The sequence below is a fragment of the Brevinematia bacterium genome, assembly GCA_039630355.1.
In the GTDB taxonomy this organism is placed as follows: Bacteria; Spirochaetota; Brevinematia; order DTOW01; family DTOW01; genus SKYB106.
On the sequence record JBCNVF010000101.1, the window covers coordinates 1 to 2,028 of the forward strand.

Consider the following 2,028-nt stretch of genomic DNA (forward strand, 5'->3'; position numbering starts at 1 on the left):
ACTACAAGATAGTATTGATAAAACAGGAAAGACAGGGAAACAATCCTTCGGTAGTCTTGGAGGAATAATAGGTGGCATAGGTGGAGCTTTTACTAAGTTCTCCATGATACTAGCGGGTGTGGTAGCAGTGATTGAAACTCTAAAGCAAGGTATAGAGAGTATGCTAGTGGTGAAACAGCTAGAAGTTGCTTTACAGAACACGGGTATTGCTGGGGAGGAACTTAAGAAAAAACTAGAAGAACTGAATGAAGAAGCAAGCAGGATTTCTGGTATAACAGGAATAGATGATGAAACTATAATAAAGATGTATCAACTAGGGATTCAGGCGGGGCTTACTACAGAGCAGACGAAGGAACTTGCCAAGGTTGCGATGAATGTTGCGACGGCGTTTGGACTGGATTTTGAGACAGCGATGATACAAACCATTAGACTTCTAACTACAGGAGAAACGATGCTAACAAGGTATGATGCTAGGCTTAAGCAACTTATAGAAACACAAGCAAGTAATACAGAGATAGTAGAGTATCTTGCTAAAAACTATGCTGGAATGGCAGAAGAGGTTGGGAAAATAAATGTTATACAGAAAACTATAACACAGTTTAATAATCTAGTAGAGCAACTTGGGATTACCTTATATCCTGTAGTCTCTGCTGTGTTAGATTTAGCAAATGGTGTTCTACAGAAACTTCAACCTGCTTTAGAGAAACTACAACCTGTTATAGGGATAATAGCGGATGGTCTTAAGGAGTTAGCGAATGTTATAACAGGGGTATTTAATTTCGTAGTGGATAATATAGTCAAGGTAGTTGATTTTGTTAATAGTCAGATAAAAACTATACAGGATAACTTTAGTCCTGAGAAACGGTTAGAGAGTATAGTAAGTGATATAGATAGGATAATAAGAACTAGACCAAATCTAGAACCTATCCTAGAGAAGTATGCAACGACAAACGCAAGGGCTTTTGTAAATCTAAACGAATACACACTAAAAACCTTACAGTCTCTTGTGGAAAATGGAAGAATACAATTAGATAACCTTTCTAAATCCGCTTTAGATAAACTATTTGAGTTATACTCAGAATACCAAAATATACGAAACCAAATAGGCAAGGAAAAGATAAAAACTCCTGCCGTAAAAGTAGATATAGACACGAAAGCACTTAAGGAGATAAAAAGGGTAGGACAACCTGAAGGTAAAAGTGAGACAAAGAAGCAAGAGGAGGATATATATAGCATACTACTTAAACAGATACAAGCATTATCTAGGGCAGTGGTCTTGGATAAAGATAGGAAACAGGTATCAAGGGAAATTTTAGAGCTATATAAGCAAGAGCTATCTCTTATAAGGCAGGTAAAAATAAATGGACAGGAGTTTGGGGAAATACAGAAACAGAATGCAATGGAGATAATAAAGTCTCAAGGAGAACAAGCAGATAAGGTAATACAGCTTATAGACGCATATAGAGACCTAGAGAAGGGTATAGAAGAGCTAGCCAAACTACTAGAACAACCTGCAGAGAACACAGAAGAATGGGGTAAGAGGATAAAACAGATAAACTCGGATATGTCTTCTCTACTCTCTGCTTTTGGTAGTCTTGCTAGTGAAATGGGAGAAACAGGACAAGCGATACAAAAAACTCTACAAGGCGTCAGTCAGCTAGGGCAAGCACTGGAGATGTCTCTCGCTGGAGGAAGCACAATTGCTATAGTCTCTACCATAATAACAGGAGTAGTAGGACTTCTTGGCGGGATAGTAAATCTATTTTCTTCCACATCCGAACACGCAAAGGAATATGTCTCTTACTTGGAGGAAGGGAATAAGCAGCTAGAACTTATAAAAGCACAGCTGGAAGTGATAGACATTCTACAGCAAAACCTAGTGGAAGGAAGTGAAGCGTGGGTACAGAGTGAAAGGCAAAGAGAACAGATGCTTAGAAGTCAGTTAGAGGTGTTAAAACAGCAGCTAGGGATACAAGGAGAGATAAACGCACAGGATATAGCGAATAGAAAAGCACAGGAAATACAAAA

Annotated in this window: 1 protein-coding gene; it reads left to right on the top strand. The window is 38.5% G+C overall.

All coding sequences use genetic code 11. The annotated features are described in order from the left end of the window. Positions 1–2,028 (top strand): hypothetical protein (locus ABDH28_06915; GenBank protein MEN2998745.1); only part of this gene is annotated, 2,028 nt, incomplete at both ends.